This is a genomic window from Gordonia ajococcus (assembly GCF_012974285.1).
In the GTDB taxonomy this organism is placed as follows: domain Bacteria; phylum Actinomycetota; class Actinomycetes; order Mycobacteriales; family Mycobacteriaceae; genus Gordonia; species Gordonia amicalis.
Map to the genome: position 1 here is coordinate 2,597,557 of NZ_CP052884.1, position 21,342 is coordinate 2,618,898.

Genomic DNA, 21,342 nt, shown 5'->3' on the forward strand with positions numbered 1-21,342 from the left:
AGCGTTGATCAATAGGAACTCGAGTCTGTGTGGCTTGACCGGCTTGGCTAACCATGAGGGCATCGCGGACCGCAAGCTGCGTGCCTTTCGGAAGAACGACGAACATATTGATCCAAGTACCGCGCTTTGATGCGCGGTACCGCGGAGTGGACATGCGGTCCGTCGGGCGCGACTCCGACACCCGGCGACGAAGCCGTCCAGCGACCTGTTGGCCTTGATAGCCTCAGCGGATGCGACGACGAGCCCGCTCTCGGGTCGAGGAAGCTTCAGCAACAGGATGGTGACGTGGCACAGGGTGAGGACCGTTGGATTGAGGTCTCGAAGTCCGCTTTCTCCCACGAAGCCGAGGGACTGAAGTTTCTTCACGATCTTGTACCGAATGCTTCGCCCTACCGTGCGTGGACGAACTTCGAGTTCATGGACAACCATGGACAGTGGCATGAGATTGACGCCCTGATCCTTGGCCGCCGCCGGCTACACCTGGTTGAGCTGAAGGCGTACACCGGCGTCCTCCAGGGGTCAGAGACGAGCTGGGTGATCACATCGCTCGGTGGCCGCTCGCGTACCCAGCGTTCGCCGCTGCTGGTCACTCGCCGCAAAGCGCAGCGCCTGGCGTCAAGAATCGAGGAAGAGGCTCGCAAAGTCGCGTTGAGTGCGGGGCTTGATGCTGAGAAAGTTCGCCGAGCCCTTCCGTTCGTGCAGGAATCCGTGTTCCTCCACGGAGACCAGTTTCACGCCGATATGCCGGACTTGGCCAAGTCCAGCCTCTTCGGGATGGATGGCCGCGAAGACCAGACCGGCCTTCCTGGCATTTCAACCCGCCTACTCGAACCCCCGAGCGACAGTCGCCGCGTCGATGAAGACCTCAGTGTCATCATCGCCCTCGCCTTGCAGAACCTGGGGATCGCGCGGCGTACCGAGCGCGACGCCGGTTCGTGGACCATCACCGGAAAGCCCCTGGCGAACGGAATCGACTGGCAGGAGTGGTCCGCCAAGCACAAGGCGACCGGGACAGAAGGCCGCGCCCGCATAGTGTCGCTCCGTCCTGGCACTCCGGCGCAGGCCCGCGCCGCAGCGCATCGGCGGATGCAACGAGAGTTCTCTCTACTGAGCTCTCTGCGCCACGAATCGATCGTCGCGCCGCGAGACCTGGTACAGGACGACGACGGCAACACTGTCCTGATCTTCCCCGACCTGCCCGAATACGAACAGCTCGACCTCGCACTCGCCACGCGCGAACTCACCGCCGAGCAGCAAATCCAGGTCCTCACGGAAGTCTCCGAGGCGCTCGCGTACGCCCACCGCAACCAGGTGGCGCACCGCGGCCTGAGTCCCAGCACGGTGCTGATCAATACGCATGCTCTCGACGAGGGCGGCACGGTTCGCATCAGGCTGGCCGACTGGTCATGGGCAGGTCGCGTCCACTCCCCTGGCACCCAGTCATCGACCATGCTCGGAACGCCCGACCAGCCCGGTACGGCGGTCGAAGACGTCTATCAAGCCCCCGAGGACAGATGGGCGTCCGACGCCGACCGCCTGGCGTTGGACGTGTTCTCCCTCGGAGCTCTCGCGTACTACCTCCTCTCTGGTGGGCAGGCGCCGGCCAGCAACCGGGCAGAGTTGCTGGAACGACTGCGACAGGAACAAGGTCTCGACCTTGCAGCGTCTGGCGGCCGGTTTGTCGACGAGAATCTTCGGGCTTTGGTGCTCCGTTCCACATGTCCATCGGTCTCCAAGCGGGTGGCCGCTGACAGAAAGACCGGTGTCCCGAGTTTCGGCGCGCATCAGTTCGCGGCCGAATTATCCGACTACCGTCGCGACCGGCTCGAGCCGGCCACGCAGCATGTTGATCCACTCAACCCCGCACCCGGCTCGCTGATCGCGGACCGCTTCGAGGTAATCCGGGTACTTGGCGTCGGGTCCACTGCCCGCGGGGTGCTGGTCACCGACAGGAACGACGACGACGCCGTTCGGGTGTTGAAGGTGGGTCTCGACGATAGCGCGGCGGCGCGTCTCCACGATGAAGCCCAGGTGTTGACCGAACTCGCCCGGCACACTCCACGGGTGCCCGGAGTTGTGGAACTGATCGACGGACCACTCGACTTGTCTGGACGCAAGGCGTTGCTGCTCACCAATTGTGGCGAGCAGACGTTGTCTGACCTGGTTCGACACACGCCACTGACCGAATCGCGTTTGCGGACCTGGGGGCTCGAGTTACTGGACATCGTGGTGGCGCTCGACTCGATCGGTATCTCGCACCGTGACATCAAACCAGCCAATCTGGGTCTGGCCCGCGTTGACGGCCGGACTAAGGCAGCGCGGAGAACACGGCTCGCCCTATTCGACTTCTCGTTGTCACGAGCAGATGTTTCGCAGATCGAGGCCGGAACGCCGCCGTATCGGGATCCGTTCTTAGGCATAGGCATTCGAACCACATTCGACTCGGCGGCCGAAAGGTATTCGGCGGCCGTGGTGCTTTACGAAATGGCCACCTCGTCCACTCCCGTGTATGGCGACGGAATGAGCGACCCACGGGTACTCAACGACGACGTCACCGTGACCGCCGAAGACTTCACCGCCGCCGGATTGAGTCGGAGTCGCGCCGAAGCATTGGTCGCGTTCTTCCGGACGGCGCTTACACGGAATGCAAAAGACCGTTTCGATACCGCCGCCGCGATGCGCGCGGCCTGGGCGTCTGCATTCCAGGTTAAAGCCGCCGGCGAGCACCCCTCAGCTCCTGCACCGATTGACCCCATTGCGAAACCTGCTGCGCCACAGCCCGTAGCGCGCACCTACGACTCACTGGACACTCTCGCAACCGAGTTTGCAAAAGCCGCTGGCAACAAGCCGTCCGTGATGCGTCGACAGGTCGTTGAACTGGTACTCGGCACCCACGAGCGCAGTCCCGCCGACCCGTTCATTACCTATCCAGCACTGGCTGCGCTCGCGGGGGTCACATCTGGTCGCATTGCACAGATCTTCGGAGAGTTTTCTGATCTCTGGGCGAAGAATGACCGATTGGCAGCTACCGCCGCCGACCTCTACCGGCGCGGACTCACCCTGCTCGAGGCATCAGGCGGTGCTTCGACACCCGAACTCCTGGCACGCGAACTCGCAGGATCCCTGAACACCGAGTCCGTGGCGGATCCACAGCGCACCGCGCTTGGTGTTTTGCGCTTGCTGCTGTCCTCCAGGCCAGGTACCGAGTATCAAGACCGTTCCTCGACCGACACCGCAGTGCAGATGGTGCGCCGCCACGGCTCGGGCACGGTTGCCATGATCGCGACCGTCGCTGTCCCCCGTCGACTGCCGGCCGTGCTCGCATCCGCTGCCGAGACATTGGTCGATTCCGCTCTCGCGCAAGGCACGCTGCTGGTCATGCCGGACGACGCCAAGAATCAATTGCGATCGGCCGCAGCTGCCGTTCTCGATCTCGACGGCGCCGATGTCGAGATACCGGGGCACGCGCTGCTCCGCATAGCAGCGGTCGCGTCCACCGAAGTTGCGCTGTCATCGCGTGACGAGCTTCATGCAGCATCACTACCTGTCGATGGGGCTTTACGAATACTCCTGCGTGGTCTTTCAACTGCCGATTCGTTCGGCCGCTCCGAGTTGGAATCGCGTTGGTCTGCACGATTCCCCGCGCTCACGCAACTGCTGCCGCGCAGACCCGATCTCGACGGGTTGATCGAATCGGTGGTCCCAGGCATGACATGGGACGACGCGTCTGCGCGGTATCGATTCGCCGACGCACCACGTACAGGAACGAACATCCCCACCCGTACGACCCTGACCACCGCTCACCCGGTGCCAACCACCGGCACGTCCGACGTCGAATACATACTCGCAGCAAGTGCACGCGAGCGTACGTTCCGTGCACTTGGTGTGCCACTCGGGTATTCCGACGTGGTCGCCCAAGCGCTCGTCGAACACTTCGGTGCTACGCACATCGATGTCACCGAGCTTCTGCTCGGCGAGCTGAAGCAGCGTGCCTCCTCCGCAGGATTAGCTTGGGAGGCCATCCTTGCTGCCGATGCCGGTGCCGCCGCAGACCGCGATGGCCTCAAAGGGTTCGTTGCCCAGGCGCTCCCAACGCTGGTCTCCGCCGTCGATCACGCCGGTGGCCCCGTGGTGCTCACCGATCTGTCCACTCTCGCCGCATATGGCCAGTTGAGCGTCCTCCATAAGTGGCTGGATCTCACGGCCCCACCGAAATATGCAGTGTGGGCACTGGTTCCACAGCCTGAAGAGGCCGGCGGCCCGCCCGGGGCGAGAGTCGACGGCACGGCACTTCTCCCGAACAGCCCAGAACAATTTGTGCAAGTGAACAAGGACGAGATCAAGGCTCTGATTGCCGCAGTCCGTTCCAACGACCAAGTGAAGGAACACATCTGATGGCGTTGGCCACGATCGCAGGCACCCAGTTGACGGCCGCCCTGAAACCTCAGCTCACGCTCTTGGTCGACGATATGCGTACGCGTTTGGACGCTGATCCCACGAGACTCGACAAATGGAAGAGCACGCATCGGGAAGCAGTCCAGGAACAACGCACTGCAGGATCCTGGACTGATTGGGCCGAAGATCAACTCAACCAGGCTGCCGTTGGTTGGTTACTGACATCGGTGTTCGTCCGCTTCTGCGAAGACAACCTCTTGTTGGGTGAATCGGCCGTGTGGATCTCCGGCCCCACACCGATGCTGCGCCAGCGGGCTATCGATGCAGAGAATGATTTCTACCGTAACCACCAGGATCTCTCGTACCGAGAGTGGTTGGCACAGTCGTTCGAAGCGTTGCGCGACAATCCTGCGACTGCGGCGCTCGTGGACGAGCATGCAGCACTGAACATCATGGAACCGTCTTCTGACGCAGTGCAACAGCTTCTCGGGTTCTGGCGCCGAACTGACGATCACGGTGACCTCGTCTGGTCGTTCGCGGACACCGAGCTCACAACACGTTTCCTCGGCGACCTCTACCAAGACCTCTCTGACTTCGCGAAGAAGAAGTACGCACTCCTCCAAACCCCGGAGTTTGTCGAAGAGTTCATTCTTGACCGAACGCTAGAACCCGCCCTTAAGGACCGGCCACTCGAGGGCTTCAAGATCATTGATCCCACCTGCGGGTCGGGACACTTCCTACTCGGAGCTTTCGAGCGACTGGTCGAGCGGTGGCACCACCACGCACCCGGTTTAGAACTACGCACCCGCGTGGACAACGCGTTGGCATCCGTGTATGGAGTGGACCTCAACCCGTTTGCTGTCGCCATCGCAAAGTTCCGGCTCATTGTCGCTGCAATGAAAGCCTGCAACGAGAAGTCACTCGTAAACGCTCCGAAATTCACTTTGAATCTCGCCGCCGGCGACTCCCTGCTGCATGGACCGGAGAAAGGTGGCGCCCACGCCATCGATTTCGGCGACACCGCCTACGACAAAGACGCCGTGGTGTCGGCACTGACCTACAGTACTGAGGACGCTCGGCTACTCCGGACGCTTCTTGCTCCGGGGCAATACGACGCCGTTGTCGGCAACCCGCCGTACATCACTGTCAGCGACAAAGCGTTGAACGCGCGCTATCGCGAGATCTACCACTACTGCAAGGGCAAGTACGCACTCACCGTCCCGTTCATGGAGAAGTTCTTCACCCTCGCCAAAGGCGGCGATAGGGCTGGCTGGGTTGGCCAGATCACCTCGAACTCGTTTATGAAGCGTGAGTTCGGTGTGCCGCTGATCGAAGACTTCCTAGCTGGCAAGGACCTCAGGCTCGTTGCTGACACCTCGGGCGCGTACATTCCCGGGCACGGTACTCCGACAGTGATCGTTGTAGGGCGCAACCATACGAAGATCCACGACGATGTGCGAGCGGTTCTCGGCATCCAGGGTGAACCGGGCGCACCCGAGAATCCTGCCAAGGGCAAGGTGTGGACGTCCATCGTCGCGAACGTCGAGAACGCTAGCTACGAAGACCAGTGGGTATCAGTGACGGATCTCCCCCGCGAGAATCTGCGGCAACACCCCTGGAGTCTTTCCGGCGGTGGCGCGGTGAACCTACTACAAGCAATCGAGTCTGCACGCGTTTTCGAGCTCCATGATGCCGCGAAACGAATCGGGGTATTTGGTATGACCAACTGCGACCCCGGAATGATCATCGACCGGCGGACGAGTGCACGCCGTCAACTGGAGCCAGAGGCGCTACGCCGATTGGTTTTGGGTGACGAGATTCGCGACTATCTGATCGCTGAAGGCAATGATGTTTGGTTTCCCTATCGCGGACACAGTGAACTGCAATCCATTTCGCTGTATCCCAATGGCGCGATGTACCTGTGGCCGAACCGAACGGAACTCGGCAACCGGGTCACATTTAACAAGGTTCCCTACTTCGTCGAAGGGCGTCCGTGGTACGAGTGGCATCAGGTGCCGAAGGGGGACGATCAAAACACCCCGACGATTACCTTCGCCTTCGTCGCCACACACAACCATTTTGTGCTCGACCGCGGCGGGAAGGTGTTCAAACAGTCTGCGCCAGTGATCAAGCTGCCGGCGGGCGCGACTGAGGATGATCACCTACGGTTGCTCGGCACCCTCAACAGTTCCACCGCATGCTTCTGGCTCAAGCAGAACAGTCACGACAAGGGCCGGCCGGGAGCCGACACTGCTGGAGCTGACGAGCCGTGGGAACGCCGATTTGAGTTCACTGGCACCACTCTCCAAGAGTTTCCATTGCCTGCCACGGCACCGCTCGACCGCGCGCGTTACCTCGACACTTTGGCGCAAGAGCTTGCCCAACATGAACCTGCGGCGTCTGTCGCAACAGACGGCCCGATAGAGAGCAGCCTTGCTTCAGCACGCTTAGCGCACAAACAGGTTCGGATGTTGATGGTGGCTGAGCAAGATGAACTGGATTGGGAAACGTATCGCAGTTACGGTCTTATTGACGATGACCTAACACTGCCAGTCGGAAACTCGCCGGGAATCGAGCCCGGCGAACGCGCCTTTGCAATCGTCCTAGCCCGAAGAGTCGCCAACAGTGACCTCGAAACCAGTTGGTTCGACCACCACAACCACAAGTTCACCCCGACCATTGAGATCCCGACTCACTGGCCCGATGAATACCGCGCGCTGGTTCAGAAGCGTCTCGACGCGATCGAGACGAACCCGTTCGTAAGACTCCTTGAACGCCCCGAGTATAAGCGTCGATGGGCGGGCGACACGTGGGACCTCAAACTTCTACGGGCACTGCGTGATTGGTTGCTAGACAAGCTCGAAGAGCCGAGCCTCTGGTTCACCCAGCAAGGCACCCCGCAGCCACGATCCATCGGCGAACTCGCCGGTGAGATGGAACGCGATCCCGAGTTCCTCACTGCGCTCGATCTGTGGGCCGGACAGAAGGACGCACCGGTGACGGCCAACCTGGTCAAACTTCTGTCCGTCGAAGCGGTACCGTACCTTGCAGCCCTGCGCTACAAGGACTCCGGCCTTCGAAAACGTGCCGAGTGGGAACGCGTGTGGGACCTGCAGCGCAATGAAGATGCAGGCCTGATCAAAGCCACGGACATCCCCGTGCCCCCGAAATACACGACTGCCGACTTCCGCAAGACGTCGTATTGGGCACACCGAGGGAAGCTCGATGTGCCCAAGGAACGGTTCATTGCATTTCCCGACGCCGGCAGGGCGACCGACCCGACCCCACTGCTCGGCTGGGCCGGTTGGAGCCACGCCCATCAAGGGTTGGCATTGGCGACCATTTACGCGCTACGTGAATCCGAAGGCACACCGCTCGAAGAACTAGTCCCGGTGGTCGCGGGTATCGCTGAGGTTCTTCCGTGGGTCAAGCAATGGCATTCTGGCGCCGATCCCCACCTGGGTGTCGATCTCGCCGAGTACCTGACTGCACAACTCAGCGAAAAGTCCTCCAGCGTAGGGGTTCCCGTCGCTGAGTTGAAGAACTGGCGGCCAGCGGCCGGCACTCGGGGGCGCAAAACAGCAAGCAAGACGTCACAATCGCGAAAGGCAGGCAACTAGTGTTCCCAGGTTCCTCCACGCCCGCGCGCACACTGCGGGAGACCTTCGCGATCCCGAAGTCGCATGGCACCAATGACTATGTCCTGCGACTGTCCGATTCGGTCGGGGACGCGCGGCTCGCGTCCACGATCGACTCGTACGTTGTCACTCCGGCGTTGGCGGATGCGTTCAGTGCTGCGCTTGGTGTCGTCGAGGAGTCCCAGCGCACCGGTGAGAACAAGGCAGCGTTCCTCGATGGCTCTTTCGGATCAGGTAAGTCCCACTTCATGGCCGTGCTCTACGCCATCTTGGGACGCGCACCGCACGCGCTTGCCGTGCCCGAGTTGCAGCCGGCTGTCACTGCGCATGCGGCACTCGGCCAAGCAAAGCTGTTGCGACTCACGTTCCACTTTCTCGACGCGCGCACGATCGAGTCGGCTCTGTTCGACCAATACCTAAGGCAGATCACTACCCTTCACCCGGAGACGTTGCCGCCTGTACTCCACTCCGCGGGAGGGCTGTTCACTGACGCGGATAACCGCCGCGCTGAGGTCGGCGACGACAAGTTTTTCGCAGCGCTCAACGGCGGCAGCGGCACCAGTGGTGCAACGATCGACTGGGGCAAGGTCGGCGCTGCTTCTGCAGACTGGAACGCTGAGTCCTACGCATCTGCAACTGCTCCGGACGCTGAACCTACCGAGCGCGCCCGGGTACAGCAAGCTCTGATCTCCACCTACTTCACCAGCTACTCGCGTAACACTGACTGGTTGCCGTTGGAAGACGGGCTTGCCGTCATCGCAGATCACGCGAAATCGCTTGGCTACGACGGTGTCGTACTCCTCCTCGACGAATTGGTGCTGTGGCTCACGTTTCTTATCAGCGAACGGGAACGCTTCAACGCCGAGGTTCAGAAGATTACCAAGTTCGTCGAAACCAGTCGTGGTCGATTGGCCGTTCCGATTGCCTCATTCATCGCTCGCCAGCATGATCTCGCGGACTGGGTAGCCGGCGGCTCCGACGCCGGCGCCACACAGCAGGCGGTCGAACAGGCCTTTGCCCATCAAGCTGATCGCTTCGGCAAAGTCGTCCTCGGCGACGAGAACCTTCCGTTCATCGCCCACAAGCGGCTACTGCAGCCCCTCAATAGCGACGCCTCGGCGGCGCTCGACGAGGCGTTCGTCCGGCTCGATCGGAATCCGCAGGTGTGGGATGTGCTCCTAGACGGCATCAATACTGACGACCGGCATCGGGGGTCTGATGCAGATGCCTTTAAACTTACCTACCCGTTCTCGCCGGCGCTGATCGCAACACTGCGCAGCCTGTCCGGGCAGATGCAGCGCGAACGTACCGCGCTCAAGGTTATGCAGCAGATGCTCGAAGACAACGCCGACAGGCTGACCATCGACAACGTGATCCCCGTGGGGGAAGCGTTCGACTACGTCATCGACAGCGCCAACGCGACGCCAATCAACAGCACGATCGCCCAAACCTTCAAGACTGCCCGCAACCTGTGGTCAGAAAAGCTGCGGCCAACGATCTTCCGCAACCACAACGTGCCCGAGACGACACCCGACAAAGACGTGCCAACAGGACTGCGAGCAGACATTCGAATCGCCAAGACACTGTTGATGTCAGCGGTCGCACCGAACGTGCCTGCCCTCAAACAAATTGATGCCTCTAGGCTGGCGTCACTCAACCACGGCAGCGTCATCAGCTTGATCCCCGGTGATCAAGTCGGTCAGATCACGAACAAGGTCAAACAGTGGGCAGCTGAGATCCCCGAGCTGTCCGTGACCAGCGAAGCGAACCCGATCATCTCGGTGACGCTGGAGTCCGTTGACTACGAACGAATCGTCAACCGCGCCAAGGGTGAAGATACCGACGGACGTCGCCGCGAACTGATGCGCGAACTCCTCGCCGAACACTTCCGCGTGCAAGGTGCCGAGCACACCGTCGACAATGCACTATTGCGCACAGTTGTCTGGCGCGCGACCGAACGCGAAGTAGAGGTGGTATTCGGTAACGTCCGCGATCACAGTTATCTGCCGGACGAAGCATTTCGCCCGTCACGGGATGGGGCACTGCGTCTGATCGTCGACCTTCCATTCGACGACCCAGGTCACACGACCGGCGAGGACCACGACCGAGTCGAGCAGCTTCTCCGTACTGGGCAAGACCGGTTCACGGTCACCTGGCTACCGAACTTTTTCTCCGACAAGGTCAATCGTCAACTGGGCCGACTGGTCATCCTCAATTACGTGCTCACCGGTGATCGGTGGGCCGGTTACTCCAATGAACTATCCGATGCTGACCGGGCAGCGGCGCGATCAATCTTGCAGCAACAGCAAACGCAGGTCCGCGGGCAATTGAACAACGCCATTCAGATTGCCTACGGTGTCGCGGCCGGCGCCGAGTTCCCCGACGGGCAACCGCCCCTGCGTTCTTTACACGCCGGGTTCATCGTGCAACCTCCAATCGGCAATACGCTCGGAGAAGCCGCCGACCGGCTCATCGGCGACGCCTTCAGCGCCCTGTACCCCGACCACCCCGACTTCACGCCCCCCGAACGTCTGATCACCCGACGAGACCTCAATCTCACGTTGAGCCGCCTGCGGGAAGCGCAGTCGACGGCTGACGGCCGAATCGCCTTGGATCGTGGTGAACGCGAGACCGTTCGCCGCATCGTGGAGCCGTTAGGCATCGCCCGCACCAGCGAAACACATCTCCTATTCGGACCCGAACACTTCTCCGCGTGGCGGACCCGGCTGACACAGGAACTCTCACGCTCTGCCATCGCCGAAGACACAGAAGTACCCATCGGTTTGCTGCGTTCTGCAATCTCGCCGGCGGGATCGAAACGCGGACTGACCGACGACGTCGTCGATCTGGTAGCTGGAGCATGGGCCGCACAAACCAAACGGTCGTGGTATTTGCACTCCGCATCGGTGGATGAGCCGGCGATCGGCGAGTTCCGGCGTTACCTCACTCTCCGGATCGAACCGCTACCGGAGCGACAGCTGTGGCTCGACGCGTGCCGGCGCTGGAAAACACTGACTGCGCAAGGCATCAACGAGTACCTCACTGCTCCGAATGTGTCGGCGTTCGCCCAGCAAGTCCACGACTACGCCGCAGCCGGACGCGACGACCGAGCGCGCTTGGTTGAGGCGCTGTCGCGTGCTTACCAGTTCCTCGAGATCGACGCGGGCGAACGGCTCACCGCGGCACGAGCGCTCGACGAACTGTTCGGCGCCACGCTGAACCGCCTCGACACCCTCACGCTTGTCGACACCCTGGCGCGCGCGAACTTCGGCGCCACTGATCTGGAAGCCAGCCGTTCACTGACACAGGCCGGAGCGCTTGGCGAGGCCGTCGGCGGGTTCGAGCTCAACCGTCTGAACGTGCTTCGCAGTGCATCCGAAGCCGACAACGATCGGGGCCGGCAAGCGGCAGCCATCCTTGCCGCACTGAAGCAAGCCTTCATCGAGCACGAATTATCTCGGCCCCTCAGCGAGGCACTACGGACCGCAAGTATCGCCCGCGACAAGTGGCTAGAGGAAGGGGTCACGCAACCATCTACGCCGCTCCCCCCGAAGCCCGAACCTCGGGCGGACCCGCCGGCAAGGCCCGATACGATCCAACTGGTCGTGTCCTCGACCAGCGATTACAGCGTGGTCGAACAGCGCCTGACGGAGCTTCTCCGGAACAATCGCGGAACCAAGTACACGGTCACGATTACCCCGGAGCAGCCGTGACAGCTGCGACTGGACTGCCCGAAGCGGACCTCGCAGCGATCCGCGGTTTGATCCGCGATCTGCGGGTCAAGAATCACACCCGAGGTGTGATTGCTGTGGCAGCCGTACCCCAATGGTCGGGCGAAGGCGAGTTCTCGGTGGACGGGCAACGGATACGCGTCCGTACTGCGCCTAGTGTCCTCGCAATCCGCGACGCGATCACCAATCGTCGCGAAGTCGATTGGGTGGTGATTCTCACTGATCGTGATGCGTCTGAGCTACCTGCAGGTGTACTCGAGCATCTGACAGGAAACCGACTGTCGAACTTCGACCCGTTCCCAATGCTGCGTGATGCCTTCGCAGCCTCCCAGCACGAGTTCCGGTTACTCGATCTCGATACCCGCGCAGCGCGGGCGGTGCTCCGCGAGCTGGGTGACACCACCACGCCGGCGCCGGGCGGTGTACTCACCAACGAACATGTGTTTGCCACGCTGGCGAAACTCAAGTTCGGCCTTGATCCCGTCGAGTTCACACCGCACCACGTAGCCCTGTGGTCGATCGACGTATCTCGGACCCAACGATTCGACACTTGGTCAAAGACCACCGAACCGGCGCTGCTTGAACAGTTTTACGCGTGGATCTCAGCCCGTCTGGGAACAGTCGGCCCACTCTTCACCACCGTCTGGCGGGTGAACGGCCCGGAACACATCGTCCCGCTCGGTATGGTCGCTGCGTTGCTGTCCGATTCGGCGAAAGCCGCCGCCTCGTTTCCCGCGACCGCCGACGTGATCGTCGAGGTTCGTACTCGGCTGAAGCTGGAACTCGGCGACAACGTCTACTCCGAGCAACAGCTGGCAACGTGGGGCAACGTGGCTACGCTCGCGGTCACCGCCGCGGAAGACCCCACAGCCGCGTTGACGCGAGCTGAGTCTTTCGTGACGAAACTACATGCATCGCCCCTGGTTGCCCGGTCCGATGTCCTGTCGTCCGCGCTCGCGCCGCGCATAAAGCACTTCGCCGGCGCACTCGCGACGTCGATAGACAGCGACGATCTCGCTCCAGCCGAAAACGCGTGGGCCGATGTCCTTGCACATCGCGATGCACGAGCCGACACCTCCGACGCTCCGCGAGACGTCCAGGTTGGTGCGGCCGCGCTTCGACTGCTTCGTCGACTCCGAGCACCCTGGCAGCAGCCCACCACGCTGGCGGACTGGTTACAAGAACATCGAACCGACCTCTCGTGGGTAGACAGCGCCGTCAACAATGCATTCGTCGGTGCCACCGACCCACAACTTGCCGCGGTGGCACACAAACTCGTCACGGAGATTCGCGAGAAGCGCGCAGCCCTCGATCGCAGTTTCGCCCGCATGCTGGCGGCGGCCGGTACCCATCGCGAAAGTGGAACGGGCGCACCGCTCTACATCGAGGACGTCCTCGACCAGATCGTGAAGCCGCTGACTGCTCCTGTTTCGGGCCCAACCGGTCTGGGTGCACACGAAGCGCAGGCGTCACCTGTGCTCGTCGTCGTAGCGGATGGTATGGATGCTGCGACGTCCCATGATGTTGTTGCTGACGCACTGCGTCGTCACCGCCCGCAATGGCAGGACTGTCGATTCACCGGAGCAGACGGACCACATACTGCCCTTGCCACACTGCCTACAGTCACCAAGTTCTCGCGCTGCTCGTTGCTGACCGGAGCGCTTGCCGCGGGGACGCAGGATGTCGAGCGAACCGGATTTTCGAATTGGTTGCAGCACAACGGGTTACGTGGAACTGGCCAAGTGCTTTTCCACAAGGCCGATCTCGAAGCGGTGGCGCAAGGTCACGCGTTGGCCGTCGACGTCCGAACAGCAGTTGAAGATACCGATGACCGTCCAGTCGTCGCGTGCATACTCAACGACATCGACGACGCCCTCGATCGTTCCGATCCGATCGGAACATCCTGGACCACATCAACTTTTAAGCGACTCGACGCACTACTCGCGACAGCGGCGACGGTGGGCCGCACCGTGGTGCTGCTCAGTGACCACGGGCACGTTGTCGAGCGCCGAGAACAAGCAAGCAAACAACGCGGGCAGCAAATCTCCGCACGGTATAGGTCCGCAGTCAGTGTCGATGGCGCCTCCCTGCCTGCCGACGAGGTTCTTGTCGAAGGTCAACGTGTTCTCACCGAGGATCACCGCGCGGTGCTTGCTGTTGATGAACAGCTGCGGTACACCGGGCTCAAAGCTGGCTACCACGGCGGTGCGACACTTGCAGAGGCCGTGATCCCTATATCGATTCTCGTGAACGGTACGGTCTCGGTTGACGGGTACGTGTCCAGACACCTAGGGCTGGAAGCGGCACCGAACCCCCAACCATCCTGGTGGACGCCAGCGCGCATCACGTCCGCACCCGTTACGCAGGTACACGTATCTGCACCGACCGCGACGAAGAAGAAAGCTGCGACCAAGATGCCGCAAGTTGATACCTTGTTCGACGTCGGTGAACCTGAATCTCTGGTGGCGTCCCCGGACTCGTCGCCAACTGAAGGCCATGACCAGGTTGCCAAGCTCTTGACCAGCGCGCTGTTCAAGGAACAGTTCAAGCTGTATGGAAGGCGAATGTCTACAGACGCTATTGGAACTCTGCTTCGCGAGACGATCGCCGGGGGTGGTGTGCTTACCTTGCCCCGTGCCGGAGAAATTCTTGGCGTCAAGGCATCTCGCGCCAACAGCTCGGTACAGGTAGTTGCCCAGATTTTCAACACCGATGGCGTCATAGTGCTCACAGTCAACGGTGGTGAGCTCGCGCTCGAAGCCCCACTGATGTTCGAGCAGTTCCAGGTGAAGGCATGAGTACCCTTTCTCCGGTGCGGCGCCGAGAGGTGCTGACGGCCCTCCGACAGGGCACCGTCCCCGCCGGAAATCTTGATGTTTTGGCAGTCGGAATAGACCGCTTTGCGCCGACAGTCGACGAGGAGATCGAAACGGTCGCTGCAGGCGGTTCTGCGTTCAAAGCTGTTCGCGGTGAATACGGTTCGGGAAAGACGTTCTTTGCTCGCTGGGTACAGCAACGTGCAATGCGTCGCGGAATGGCTGTTGCCGAGGTACAGATCAGCGAGCTCGAGACCCCGCTTCACAAGCTCGAAACCGTCTATCGCCGCACGACCGAATCGCTGCACACGGCAGCCTTTCCACCCTCAGCCTTCCGGAACGTGATCGACACCTGGTTGTTCGGGATCGAGGAGGACGCCGCCGCCGCGGCCGGAGTTGATGAGGCCTCCACCGCACAGATCGAGGCGCTCCTCGAGCAGCGCCTGGCAGCAGTTGCATCTGCGACCCCGGTGTATCCGATGGTGTTGCGTGCGTATCGAGATGCACTCGAGCGGGAGGACGTGGCCACTGCCGACGCACTGATCGCCTGGCTCGGTGGACAACCGCATGTGGGCGCTGCAGCCAAACGTGCCGCCGGCGTGCGGCAAGACGTGGACCACTTCCTCGCGATGGGCTTTCTACAAGGCTTGCTTGCCGTCCTCAAGGGCGCCCGCCATCCCGGGCTATTGCTCGTGATAGACGAGGTCGAAACCCTCCAGCGCATGCGATCGGACAGTCGAGCCAAAGCGCTCAACGCGCTGCGCCAATGGATCGACGAACTCGACTCCGGGCGGTATCCCGGCCTGTACTTGATGATTACCGGAACACCAGCGTTCTTCGATGGCCGGATGGGAATCCAGTCACTCCCACCACTGGCGCAGCGTCTCCATACGGACTTCACCACGGACGCACGTTTCGACAACCCACGTGCCCCGCAGGTTCGCCTCGCCGGATTCGATCTGGATCGCCTGGTAGAGGTGGGCATCCGGGTACGCGATCTGTTTGCAGACGGAGCGCAATCACCCGAACGAATCCGCACAGTCGTCGACGACGCGTACATTCGTCACCTCGCATCCGCGGTAGCAGGAAAATTGGGTGGGCAGGTCGGCATCTCGCCGCGACTGTTCCTGAAGAAGTTGGTCCTCGACGTGCTCGATCGAGTGGACCTACATGACGAATTCGATCCGCGCCAACACTATTCACTCACCGTGGACAAGAAGGAACTCACCGACATCGAACGAGCCGCCATGTCAGCCGACGACATCGAGCTGTGAAATGGCCGGATTCGATATCCTCGATCCGGTCCTGCAACACCATGTCGTGAACTCTCTCGGCTGGCCGGGTTTGCGACCGTTGCAGGATGAGGCCGCCGAACCGATCGTGGGTGGCTCGGATGCGATCCTGCTCGCGCCGACCGCTGGCGGCAAGACCGAGGCAGCGATGTTCCCACTGCTCACTCGAATGCAAACGGAGCACTGGACCGGCATCTCAGTGCTGTACATATGCCCGCTGAAGGCACTACTCAACAATCTGCAACCACGACTGGCGGAATACGCAGCATGGCTTGGACGTGGCGCCATGACGTGGCACGGCGACGTCGCCCAATCGGTACGCGGACGAATAAAGCGTGACCGGCCGGACATCCTCTTGACCACGCCCGAATCACTTGAATCGATGCTCGTATCCGAGAATGTCGATGCTGCTCAACTTCTCGGTGGCGTTCAAGCAGTGGTCGTAGACGAAGTCCATGCATTCGCCGGCGACGACCGCGGTTGGCATCTTCTTGCAGTACTTGCACGGCTCGAGTCTTTGCTGGGCCGCAAGCTCCAGCGGGTCGGCATGTCGGCTACGGTTGGCAATCCAGACGAACTCCTGGGGTGGTTGCAGGGTCGAGCCGAGCGACCTGGTCTCGTGGTATCCCCCGTCGTTGGCGGCGGTGCGGTCGTTCCCGACATCACCGTCGATTCCGTCGGCAGCACAGAGAACGCGGCGAAGATCATCGCATCACTGCATCTCGGGGAGAAGCGACTGGTATTCGTCGATTCTCGACGACTGGCCGAGGAACTCGGGTCTCAGCTGCGACAGCGAGGGGTTACAACATTCATCTCCCACTCTTCTCTGTCCGCAGCCGAGCGCCGCGAGTCTGAGGAAGCTTTCGCCGGAGCACGAGACTGCGTCATCGTCGCTACGTCAACGCTCGAGCTCGGCATCGATGTCGGCGACCTCGACCGCGTGATCCAGATCAACGCACCGCGCACAGTGTCGTCCTTTCTGCAGCGTCTCGGACGCACCGGCCGACGCGCAGGTACGACTGGGAATTGTCTCTTCCTCTGTCTGAGCGATGCCTCGACACTTGAAGCGCTAGGAATGCTCCACTGTTGGTCCCACGGGTGGGTGGAGCCTGTGACTGCCACACCTGAACCCCGACATATTGCTGCCCAGCAGATCCTCGCGGCCGCACTGCAAACACGACGAGTTCCGCTCACCGACTGGCAAGCCATCTGGGGAACCCTCCCCCTCTTCGGCGAGGACTCTCAGCAGATCATGAGCTACCTGCTTGACGAAGGTTTCCTTGAGCACGACGCTGGCAGTGCCTTTATTGGCGCGGAGGCCGAAAAACATTTCGGTAGAAGGCATTTCATGGACCTACTCGCGGTCTTCACCGCAGCACCCGAGTTCACCGTGTACGCAGGACGCAACGAGATCGGCGCTGTCGAGACGAGTGTTCTCACCGATGACGTCGAAGGCCCTCGCGTGTTGCTTCTGGCCGGCAGGTCGTGGAAAGTCACTCACATCGATTGGAAGCGCCGACACGTGTATGTCGAGGCTACGACCCTCGGCGGTCGAGCGAAGTGGATGTCCGTGCCTGACGGGGCTTCCTTCGAAATCGCCCGCGGCATCCGGGAAGTCCTGCTCGGGTCGAACCCCGCCGGCGTTACTTTGACCCGGCGGGCTGTCGCCACCTTGGACGACCTACGAACAAGCAGGTCGCACCAAGTAGCGCATGGCGCGTTTGTTATCGAACGAGACGACCGCGGCGACTGGCGTTGGTGGACGTGGGCAGGAGCAAAGGCCAACCGGACTCTTGCCGCGTGGGCTCCGAAACTCGTACCCGCGCGACAACGAATCGGCGCAGAGGTCCTTCGTTTGCACTCGGACCTGTCGGTGGACGAGATCAAAGAAGAACTATCTACCATCCGAGCCGGAAACACTCGTGCGTTTCCCTCGATCGACTCCCGTGCGCTGCGTGGGCTCAAGTTCTCCGCTGCACTGCCGGAGTCACTCGCACGCAGGACGCTCGCAGCCCGCATGGCGGATCAGTTGGGTGCAGAGACTGTACTGAGTGAACGTGTTTCCTATCATCTGTAGTCGGCCAGGCTCCTCCCGGCCGAGCTCCTCCATATCCGATACATGCATGGCGTAATAGGCGATAGTCGAAGGATCGTTGCCAGGGTGTACGGCCGACCGCGATGGGTCGGATCTCATAGGAAGGTCAAAGTTGGAGCTGCACGAAGCGATCAGCCAAGGACTTCATCAGTGTCCCCAAAACGAACTGCAAACCGTTGCAGCTTTACGTCAATCAGTGGTCAGACGCTTTCCGCTCGCTGATTGGCCGACCCTCGACCTGGATAGGTACGCACTGGGCACCGGGACCTCCAAGCAGAGCTTCAGCTACGCGTGTCATTTGCCACCGTGAAGGGACCACCTGGGCTGATTGTTTGCCATAGGGATGGGACCACCTGGATTGCCAGTTATGGGACCACCGGCGCGTCGCGCTGGTGGTCCTTCATTTTGTCCGTTGACTCGGCCGTGACGATGTTCACGGAAGGGGCCGACGGCATGGGCTACCGGGAGGTTGCAGTGGAAGAGATCAGAGAAGTCCTGCGGTTGTGGTTGGGCCTTGCGGTGGGGTTACCGGCGCCGGGTCTGCGCACGATCGCCGCGCGTGCGGGTGTCGATAGGAAGACGGTGCGACGCTACATCGCGGCGGCGCAGGCGGCGGGGTTGACGCGCGATGTCGGTGCGTCGGCACTGACCGATGAGTTGCTCGGTGCGGTGGTGGCCGGGGTGCGTCCGGCGCGGCCGAATGGTCATGGCCAGGCGTGGGAAGCGTTGGTGCCGTTCAGCGAACAGATCACGCAGTGGGTGAGGGGAGGAACGCCGGAGAATCCAGAACCGTTGACGGTGACGAAGATTCACATCCTGCTGGCCCGTCAGGGGTGTGTGGTCCCGTATCGGACGCTGGTGCGGTTCGCGACCGAGTGCTGTGGGTATCGCCGCACCACGACCACGGTGCGGGTGGCCGATGGGGATCCCGGGGTGGAGTGCCAGATCGACTTCGGCTACCTCGGGATGCTCGATGATGCGGCAACAGGTAAGCGCCGCAAAGTGTTCGCGCTGGTGTTCACCGCCGTGTACTCGCGGCACACGTTCGTGTGGCTCTCACACACCCAAACCCTGTCAACGATCCTCGAGGGCTGTTCAGCGGCGTGGGAGTTCTTCGGCGGCGTGTTCGCTGTGATCATTCCGGACAACATGAAACCTATTGTCACCCAAGCAGACACCCTCAATCCGAGGTTGTCTCGGGGCTGGTTGGACTACGGCCAGCATGCCGGGTTCGTCACCGACACCGCCCGAGTCGCCACACCAACCGACAAGCCGCGGGTAGAACGCACCATCCACTACGTGCAGAACAACTTTTGGGCCGGTGAGCGATTCTCGAGCCTGCCCGATGCCCAGGCCGCCGCGGTGGCGTGGTGCCAGAGCACCGCGGGGCTGCGGATTCACGGCACCACCGCCGCCGCGCCAGCGGTGCTGTTCGACACAGACGAGCGCGCCCACCTGTTACCGATACCGGCCGACTACGACGTACCGATCTTCAAAACTGTCAAGGTGCACAGAGACTTTCACGCCTCGGTCGGCAAAGCACTGTACTCACTGCCCGAAACCTGGATCGGCTCGACACTGGACGTTCGCCTGGACAGCGAAGCGGTGAAGTTCTATCACCGCGGCGAGTTGGTCAAGCAACACCCGCGCCAGCCCGCCGGTGGGCAGAGCACCGACCCCAACGACTACCCCGCAGACAAGGCCGCCTACGCGCTGCGCAACATCAGCAAGCTGCAGGCCACCTGCGAGCATCACGGCCCCCATATCGGGCTCTACGCGGCCCGTATCGTCGACGACCCGCGCCCGTGGTCTCGGGTGCGGGCGGTGTACACCCTGCTCGGCCTGGTGCGCACCTACGGGCCCGGACCTGTCGATGCTGCCTGTGCCACCGCCCTGGAGTTCGATGTCATCGCCGTGCCCAAGATCGCCTCGATGCTTGAGCAGGCCACCGAGAACACCACCCCGGACATGCCCGTGGCCGCCGGGTCGGAATCGTCTCGCTTTGCCCGCGACCCCTCCGAATACGCAACCAACAGAACACAGTTGACACTTGTTCCTAACCCCGACAACACCATTCAGGAGTGAACCGATGACCCGAACCACCAACAGTGTGCCCGAACCTGTCGGCGCCGACATGCTCGGCCTGCTCAAAACCCTCAAACTCGGAGCCCTCGCCGACACCCTGCCCCAACGCGCAGCCCTGGCCCGCCAACACAAAACCTCGCACCTGACGTTCCTGCAACAATTGCTCGCCGATGAAGTCTCACGGCGTGAATCCAGCTCCGCCGCCCGACGATCAGCCAAGGCAGGTCTCGACCCCAGCATGCGGATCGACAACTGGCGCGCGGCAGACGATCTACTCTACGACCGCCCCCTGCTCGAGGACCTCACCACCCTGCGGTTCATCGACGCCGGCCACTCCGCGATCCTGCTCGGCCCCGTCGGAGTCGGCAAAACACACCTAGCAAACGCGTTGGGCCACATGGCCATCGGCCGACGCAAAACAGTGCTGTTCGCGCGAGCGGACAAACTGTTCCACCGACTCAAAGCCGCCCGCCTCGACAACAGCGTCGACGCCGAACTCCGCCGCATCACCGCCGTCGACATCCTGATCATCGACGACTTCGCACTCAGAGCGCTCGACGCGACCGAAACCAACGACTTCTACGAACTCATCGTCGAACGCCACCAGCAGACCAAGACCACCATCGTCACATCCAACCGAGAACCCGCCGAATGGCTCACCATGACCGCCGACGCGCTACTGGCCCAATCGGCCATCGACCGACTCACCTCACGCGCGCACACCCTCGTCATCGAAGGCCCCTCCTACCGCCAACGACACCGACCCGGACTTGACCGACCCAACCCCGCAGAGCATCCTCAATAACGCGCCAAGGTGGTCCCATCCTCGTGGCAATCCAGGCGGTCCCATAGCAGTGGCAAATGACATACGCGCTCGAAACGGCCACCAAGCAGATTGGAAGCATCTCGGGAGGTAGTGCCTACAAGTTCGGCATCTTCTACCACAACGACGGCGAATGGAAGTTCCCGAAAGACTTCGCCACGCTCGACGAGGCATGGTCGAGCATACGGTCAGAGTTCGCGGCGCTGTTCGACCTCGCCGTGGCCGGCGAGTGGGGTGAAGCGGCAACACTGACCGTCACAGGCGTCTGGCCGATGGTCGTACTGAAGGCCCTCCACATCTACTTCCCGGACGAGATTTTGCCAGTCTTCGCGGGGTCACGGATGAGACACTACGCAGTCGCGCTCGGCGTCGAACCAGACCAGTCCCCGATAGCCTCAACAGAGCCCTCAACACGGCTTTGCAGGCCTACCCGGAACTCTCTTCCGTCGACGGATTCCAGCGAATGA

General features: G+C 61.7%; 9 protein-coding genes. All 9 read left to right on the forward strand.

Annotated features, from left to right (window positions below):
- The first annotated feature begins 285 nt into the window (after positions 1–285).
- The 9 genes from GAA2_RS11795 (at position 286) to GAA2_RS11835 (ending at position 21,342) form a co-directional block, all read left to right on the forward strand.
- Positions 286–4,395 carry a protein kinase domain-containing protein gene (locus GAA2_RS11795; protein WP_006438713.1) on the forward strand — a complete coding sequence of 1,370 codons (4,110 nt, stop codon included), beginning with the start codon at positions 286–288 and terminating at the stop codon, positions 4,393–4,395.
- Positions 4,395–8,015 carry a BREX-2 system adenine-specific DNA-methyltransferase PglX gene (pglX, locus tag GAA2_RS11800; RefSeq protein WP_006438714.1) on the forward strand — a complete coding sequence of 1,207 codons (3,621 nt, stop codon included), beginning with the start codon at positions 4,395–4,397 and terminating at the stop codon, positions 8,013–8,015. Before GAA2_RS11795 ends, pglX begins: the two co-directional genes overlap by 1 nt.
- Positions 8,015–11,746: a DUF6079 family protein gene (locus GAA2_RS11805; protein ID WP_191834363.1), complete on the forward strand. Its 3,732-nt coding sequence runs from the start codon at positions 8,015–8,017 to the stop codon at positions 11,744–11,746. Before pglX ends, GAA2_RS11805 begins: the two co-directional genes overlap by 1 nt.
- A complete protein-coding gene (gene pglZ, locus GAA2_RS11810) occupies positions 11,743–14,562 on the forward strand; it encodes a BREX-2 system phosphatase PglZ (RefSeq protein ID WP_006438716.1) in 2,820 nt (939 codons plus the stop codon). The genes GAA2_RS11805 and pglZ overlap by 4 nt, the downstream gene beginning before the upstream one ends.
- Positions 14,559–15,854 (forward strand): BREX system ATP-binding protein BrxD, encoded by a 1,296-nt coding sequence (gene brxD, locus GAA2_RS11815; protein WP_006438717.1) that lies wholly within the window; start codon positions 14,559–14,561, stop codon positions 15,852–15,854. The genes pglZ and brxD overlap by 4 nt, the downstream gene beginning before the upstream one ends.
- 1 nt (position 15,855) lies before the next feature.
- Positions 15,856–17,949: a DEAD/DEAH box helicase gene (locus GAA2_RS11820; protein ID WP_191834364.1), complete on the forward strand. Its 2,094-nt coding sequence runs from the start codon at positions 15,856–15,858 to the stop codon at positions 17,947–17,949.
- Positions 17,950–18,420: 471 nt separating this feature from the next.
- The gene (gene istA, locus GAA2_RS11825) at positions 18,421–20,052 is read left to right on the forward strand and encodes an IS21 family transposase (RefSeq protein WP_191835001.1); all 1,632 of its coding nucleotides are present in this window, start codon (positions 18,421–18,423) and stop codon (positions 20,050–20,052) included.
- A 4-nt stretch (positions 20,053–20,056) separates the two neighbouring features.
- Positions 20,057–20,857, forward strand: a complete 801-nt coding sequence (locus GAA2_RS11830; RefSeq protein WP_006438890.1) for an ATP-binding protein — start codon at positions 20,057–20,059, stop codon at positions 20,855–20,857.
- A 56-nt stretch (positions 20,858–20,913) separates the two neighbouring features.
- Entirely contained in the window at positions 20,914–21,342 is a 429-nt protein-coding gene (locus tag GAA2_RS11835) for a hypothetical protein (RefSeq protein ID WP_168432470.1), read from the forward strand.

Coding starts and splice junctions, on each gene's coding strand:
- pglX (WP_006438714.1), top strand. CDS start 4,395: ATGGCGTTGGCCACGATCGCAGGCACCCAGTTGACGGCCGCCCTGAAA.
- brxD (WP_006438717.1), top strand. CDS start 14,559: ATGAGTACCCTTTCTCCGGTGCGGCGCCGAGAGGTGCTGACGGCCCTC.
- GAA2_RS11820 (WP_191834364.1), top strand. CDS start 15,856: ATGGCCGGATTCGATATCCTCGATCCGGTCCTGCAACACCATGTCGTG.
- istA (WP_191835001.1), top strand. CDS start 18,421: ATGGGCTACCGGGAGGTTGCAGTGGAAGAGATCAGAGAAGTCCTGCGG.
- GAA2_RS11830 (WP_006438890.1), top strand. CDS start 20,057: ATGACCCGAACCACCAACAGTGTGCCCGAACCTGTCGGCGCCGACATG.
- GAA2_RS11835 (WP_168432470.1), top strand. CDS start 20,914: ATGACATACGCGCTCGAAACGGCCACCAAGCAGATTGGAAGCATCTCG.